Source organism: Candidatus Jordarchaeum sp. (genome assembly GCF_052745115.1).
In genome coordinates this window covers 1-5,633 of record NZ_JBRAKS010000254.1, presented here as the reverse complement: position 1 = coordinate 5,633, position 5,633 = coordinate 1, and the positions used below count along the sequence as shown (strand labels likewise).

7 protein-coding genes are annotated in these 5,633 nt (G+C 34.2%); 5 read left to right on the top strand and 2 right to left on the bottom strand.

Translation table 11 applies throughout. The features are described from left to right. The first annotated feature begins 465 nt into the window (after positions 1-465). The 3 genes from ACUVXA_RS15235 (at position 466) to ACUVXA_RS15225 (ending at position 2,497) form a co-directional block, all read left to right on the top strand. Positions 466-768, top strand: coding sequence for an IS1 family transposase (locus ACUVXA_RS15235; protein WP_445872136.1), 303 nt, complete (start codon positions 466-468; stop codon positions 766-768). Positions 769-968: 200 nt separating this feature from the next. Continuing rightward, positions 969-2,024, top strand: coding sequence for an NAD(P)-dependent glycerol-1-phosphate dehydrogenase (locus ACUVXA_RS15230; protein WP_445872135.1), 1,056 nt, complete (start codon positions 969-971; stop codon positions 2,022-2,024). 26 nt (positions 2,025-2,050) lie between these two features. Then, on the top strand, positions 2,051-2,497 hold the full coding sequence (locus ACUVXA_RS15225) for a UPF0179 family protein (RefSeq protein ID WP_445872134.1): 447 nt from the start codon (positions 2,051-2,053) through the stop codon (positions 2,495-2,497). Here the strand turns inward: ACUVXA_RS15225 and ACUVXA_RS15220 are convergent. Beyond that, positions 2,478-3,194, bottom strand: coding sequence for an FKBP-type peptidyl-prolyl cis-trans isomerase (locus ACUVXA_RS15220; protein WP_445872133.1), 717 nt, complete (start codon positions 3,192-3,194; stop codon positions 2,478-2,480). The genes ACUVXA_RS15225 and ACUVXA_RS15220 overlap by 20 nt on opposite strands. A gap of 275 nt (positions 3,195-3,469) precedes the next feature. Here ACUVXA_RS15220 and cyaB point away from each other — a divergent pair, with 275 nt between their 5' ends. Further along, positions 3,470-4,009, top strand: coding sequence for a class IV adenylate cyclase (gene cyaB, locus ACUVXA_RS15215; RefSeq protein WP_445872132.1), 540 nt, complete (start codon positions 3,470-3,472; stop codon positions 4,007-4,009). A 145-nt stretch (positions 4,010-4,154) separates the two neighbouring features. Beyond that, a complete protein-coding gene (locus tag ACUVXA_RS15210; protein WP_445872131.1) occupies positions 4,155-4,412 on the top strand; it encodes a HypC/HybG/HupF family hydrogenase formation chaperone in 258 nt (85 codons plus the stop codon). Between the two features lie 28 nt (positions 4,413-4,440). Here ACUVXA_RS15210 and ACUVXA_RS15205 read toward each other — a convergent pair whose 3' ends face one another. Continuing rightward, positions 4,441-5,448: a GDP-mannose 4,6-dehydratase gene (locus ACUVXA_RS15205; protein ID WP_445872130.1), complete on the bottom strand. Its 1,008-nt coding sequence runs from the start codon at positions 5,446-5,448 to the stop codon at positions 4,441-4,443. Between the last annotated feature and the right edge of the window lie 185 nt (positions 5,449-5,633).

Genomic DNA, 5,633 nt, shown 5'->3' with positions numbered 1-5,633 from the left:
GCAGCGTTTAAGCCGTGGTCCGCCTTTGGAAGGAAACCTTTGCTTTGCCCAGCGGTGGTTCCTTTTAGCGGATTTTTGTTCTCCACGCTGATTGTCGGCTTGGTTCTCGTGGGCAGGGTTGTAGCCTTGTATTGGACGTCTCTGTGGATGTTTGGGTTCATGATTAAAGTCTAAGAATGGTATTATTTATCATTAAATCTTTCTACTGTTGTGAACCCCTCCGTGGCACAATTTGGTATGCGCCACCTGTGTCCTGGGGTGCTGTCCCAGCTGATACGCTAAAATCCTCAAAAAGGGGGAAGAATCAGGGAAGGGTGGGAAGGTGGTGCGTGGGGAAGAAAGAAGAGGAACGGTGAAAAAAATAGACCGGGCGCTTTAAGGGAAACCTAAAGAAAAGGGAAAATAACAAGCCACAAGACTAAAAAACACAAAAAACAAAACAAAATTCCAAACCACTGGGAGGAGTTGGGAAAGGCGAATACCTCCTACGTTGAGAGAAACAACCTGACCGTGAGGCAGAGCGTAGCGCGGTTTGTGAGGAAAACCCTCTCCTTCTCAAAGAGAAGAAAGCAGCACCGGAACCACCTCAAACTTTACAAGGCTTGGTACAACCTAGTTAAGACCCATGGTAGCCTGAAGGTGAGGAGCAGCAGGCCGGGCAGGAAATGGGAGTACAGAACGCCAGCTATGGCTGCAGGTATAACCGACCACATTTGGACTATGAAAGAATTAATGGCCTATAGAGTGCCAATGAGAATGAAACAATGACACTATCCATTTTTAAGGGAATAATGAAAATAATTTACCACAAGCTTAGTCTATAGAACTTGTTAAATGATATTATTTTAGAATTATAAATGACGATATTTCATAAAAATTAATTTTTAGAAATGCGAAAAACTCAAAGGTTAATAAATTAATAATATAAAATAAAAAACAATGACTTTTGACAACCGGAGAAAAATGACATGAAGCAACAATTTTCCACAAATAAAAAAGTGCCTAATCCAATTTTAATTGAAAATGGAGCTCTTAAAAGAGTGGGGGAAGTTTGTTTTGGTTTAGGTGGCTCTAAAAGAGCTTTGATAGTATCCGATCCCACGGTAATCAAAGTTACTGAAAATAAAATCTGTAAATCTTTGCAGGAATCAAAAATAGAATATTCCATAAAATTAATAGAGAAGGCTACAAAAGAAACCGTTGAACAAGTTAAAAAAGAAATAAAAAAATTGAAAATTGAAATAATACTAGGTGTAGGAGGGGGTGGTGTAATAGATGTATCAAAACTCTCTGCTTCACAAGAAAATATTCCTTTCATTAGTATTCCAACTGTAGCCTCGCATGATGGAATTGCTTCTCCCCGTGCAAAAATCAATAAGGTCGCTCCATTTTCTATTGAAGCGAATGGGCCAGTAGCAATAATTGCAGATATAGATGTTGTGTCGAAAGCCCCGTATCGATTAACTGCATCAGGATGTGGAGATTTAATATCCAAGCTCACATCTGTAAAGGATTGGGAATTGGCTCATTTACGTGTAAATGAAAAATTTAATATAGAAGCTGCAAATTTGGCTAGAGAAAGTGGTCAAAACCTAATTAAAAATGCTAAACTAGTAAAAAAACGAACTAAAAAAGGATATCAGAAAGTTACGGAGGCGCTAATTAAAAGTGGTATCTCAATGACTTTAGCGGGGTCAAGTCGCCCAGCAAGTGGGGCTGAACATATGTTTAGTCATAAGTTAGACCAGATAGCACCCAATTCTGCTTATCATGGAGAACAATGTGGAATCGGAACAATAATAATGATGTACTTACATGGTGGCGATTGGAGAAAAATAGTTGATACTTTGAAAATCGTTGGAGCTCCTACCACTGCCAAAGATATCCATATTGATCGCGAAATAATCATCAAAGCAATTACTGAAGCAAAAGAAATTAGAAATGATAGATACACCATACTAAATGAAATTAAAATTGTTCCTAAGGTAGCAGAAGAAGTTGCTATAATTACTGGAATCATTTAAACAATTTTAAACTCAAGGAGATAAACATGCCCGCTTTTTTAACTCTTGTTGGTGTTAAACAGGCAAAGAAAGGTGCAAAATTTGTGCATATTGGTCCTACCGAATTATGTAAAGTTTGTGAATTTTATAAGGTATGCATCGGAAATTTAGAACCTAAGAGAATATATGAAATTGTTGAGGTTCGAAGCATAGAACACCCCTGTAAAATTCACGAAGATGGTGTTTGCGTCGTAGAAGTCGATTATCCGAATATTCAAGCAGCTTTAGAAACAAAGCAAGCCATAGCTGGTGTCACAATCACATATTTGCCAATAAAATGTGATTTTTACGATTGTCCTCACATAGATATCTGCCGACCAAGTGGTCTATTTGAAGGTGATAAATGTATCGTTGAGGAAGTGTCAGAAAAAATAGATGAATGTAAAGCGGGTAAAGTGCTCAGAGTAGTAACCCTTAAGATTGCTCAGCAATAGTCTTTTCGAATATTTCTAAAAATTTAACACTTTCATAACTAAAGTTAGAAAAGATGTCATTTACAAGTCCAATTTTAACAAATTGAATATTATTTATAAGGACTGACTCATTCGGCATGATTATTTCAACAGTTTTTTCACTAATATTAATTGTAAATCTGCTAGCATCAAAACCAGGAATTCTGCGCTCAATGAGAGCTCTTATCTTATCTTCATCTTTATCCAGTATACTCTTTACTGTCACATCATACTCCAAGACTTGGCCTGCTAACGGATGATTCATATCAACTCGGATTCTACCACCACCCACTTTTTGAACAGTAGCTAAACGTCCTTTTACTCGTATCGTCATTCCAGGTCGTGGTTTCACATTTTGCTTTAAAAATTCACGGGCAGGGAGAGTCTTTATATTCTTGGGATCCCTTTCACCGAATCCTTTTTCTGGAGAGATTTCTATAGCTTTCGTTTCATTAATATGCAATCCTTCCAATGCTTCATCTATTCCCTGAAGAACCCAACCGGAACCAACAACAACAAGTCTTGGTTTATAAACCTCACGTTCATCATAAATATCCGCCTTTTCCGCCACTTCTCGAATTGTGGATTCAAATACTTTACCGGATTCTTTAATACGGCCAATTAAATCAACTAAAATAAAGTCTTTTTTACTAACTTTTTTTATTTCAGTTTCTGACACCGCTGTTCACCATATAATTCTAGGAATTCCAATGATAGATTATTATTAATTTTTTTGGTTGTAATGCTTATGTTAGAGGTATTTAATAGAAATATTATCTTTACTTGCTAATGTATCAATAGAACAAAAATAGAAAATTTTAAAATAAATTATTTCTTTTACATGCGGATACTTTATATATTAACATGAGTGCCTAATTTATAATCTAGACTGATGATAGTTTCAAGGAAAAAGTCGTATTAATAATGTATTTACTAATATGGTTGAGCATTAATATGATTGAGGTTGAAATAAAATGTCCAATAAGTGATCCAGATAGGATCGCTGAAAAATTAGTAAAAAAAGTCTGTGCAAAATTTATTAAAACTATTTTTCAGAAAGATGTCTATTTACAACATCCTTCAAAAAATTTTAAAGAAACAGATGAAGCGATGAGAATACGTGAGTCTGTAGAAGGAGTCCAATTAACATATAAAGGTCCCAAAATAGATTCCTTATCGAAAACAAGAGAGGAGCTAGGCGTTCAGGTAGATAATTTTGAATCCGTCCTCAAAATTTTTTTAAGAATAGGATTCTTTCCGATAGCTAATGTAAATAAATCTAGGAAAATTTTTCATATAAAAGAAAACATAATTGCTTCAATAGACCAGGTGCAAGATTTAGGTAACTTCCTAGAATTAGAATCCGAGGCTAAAGATTATTCTCAAATAGAAACTAAAAGAGAGGAATTACTATCAATACTGGATAAGTTGGGGCTCTCAAGGGAGAATACAGAAAGAAGATCTTATTTAGAGCTCATCATAGCCAAATTTTGAGAAGTGGCTTACCTCTTTTCACTTCTATGCTATCATTTAGTTAATAACTTTTTGGTGATTTGCGTTAGATTTAAGTTATCTTACTCATTAGAACAAATTGGAAATCTTAAAGCAAAAACTATGGATTAAAGGAAGTAAAAAATAAATGTGTCTTGCAATACCTGCTAAAGTACTCGAAATCCGTGATGAAAAAGCGGTTGTTGACTTTGGAGGGGTAAAAAGAGAGGCTTGGATAACATTGGTGGATAATGTTAAGGTAGGAGACTATTTAATAATTCATACGGGATATGCAATACAAAGATTAGATAAGAAGGAAGCCGAAGAAACATTAAGACTATTTAAAGAATTTGAAAGTTTTGAAGGACAAACAGGAGAAAAGAGAGAAATTTATCCAGATTTTTAATTTAATAAAAAGATCTGCGTAAATTTTGCTAAATTATTTTAGTTAAATTTGGTAAATTGGATTTGTACCAATCAATTGTTTTCTTTAAACCTTCTTTTAGAGTGATTTTAGGTTTATACTTTAATATTTTTTTAGCTTTTCTGATATCTGCGACTCTTCTTAAAGTATCTTCATAACTATCACCGTAGAATTCATCGTAGGTTATATACTTTGGTTTAATTTTGTTTAAATTCCCGGTTAATTCTAAAATTAGGTTGGCCAGTTCGTTTATTGTTATTTCTTCTTCATTTCCAATATTGAAAATTTCTCCGAGACTTTGTTCATTTTCCAAGGCAAGAAGAGTACCGTTTACTAAATCTGTTATATAAGTGAAACCTCTTGTCTGTTTTCCATTTCCGTGTATTAATGGAGGTTTACCGCTAAGAATTCTTTTTATAAAAATAGGTATTACTGCACCGTAATCACTAGATTCTTGTCTTGGACCATAGGCATTGAAGTATCTCAATATTATTATTGGGAGTCCATTCTGGTGATGATATGCAAAGAGCATATGCTCATCTAAAGCTTTCGTTGTTGAATAGCACCACCTAAAAACATTAGTAGGGCCCAGAATTCTATCAGAGTCTTCACTTAGTGGCATATTGACATTTTTACCATAAACCTCACTAGTTGATGCTAGTAAAAATAGCTCAACATGTTTTTTTAATGCCGCTTCCACCACATTGTGTGTACCAAAAGTGTTTGTAAGTATTACTTTTAATGGGTTCTCTATGTATTTCTTGACACCGACAACCGCGGCTTCATGGATAATTATATTTATATCCTTGGCGGCCTTTTCCACAATTTTTTTATCCAAAATACTTCCCTTGATAAATGAAAAATTTTTCTTTTGTAAATAATTCTTAATGTATTGAATATTACCACTACTTAAGTCATCTAATACCGTAATTTCATTTTTTTCTATTAGGCTATCAACCAAATGGGAGCCAATGAATCCAGCGCCACCGGTAATCAAAATTTTTTTACCAAAAATCATCTTTTATCACCAAAGTAAAAGATTTTTTCTCTTGTTAGTTATGGTATTGACATTAAAAATATTCTCGGTCATGAATTTTTTTCATAAAAAAATTTTTATGCTACAAGTTCAGGAATTTGAATTCTGAATTATAAAGGTTAGAGAATCATAGGAAAGATTCTAAAATTTGATAAATTATTTTATAT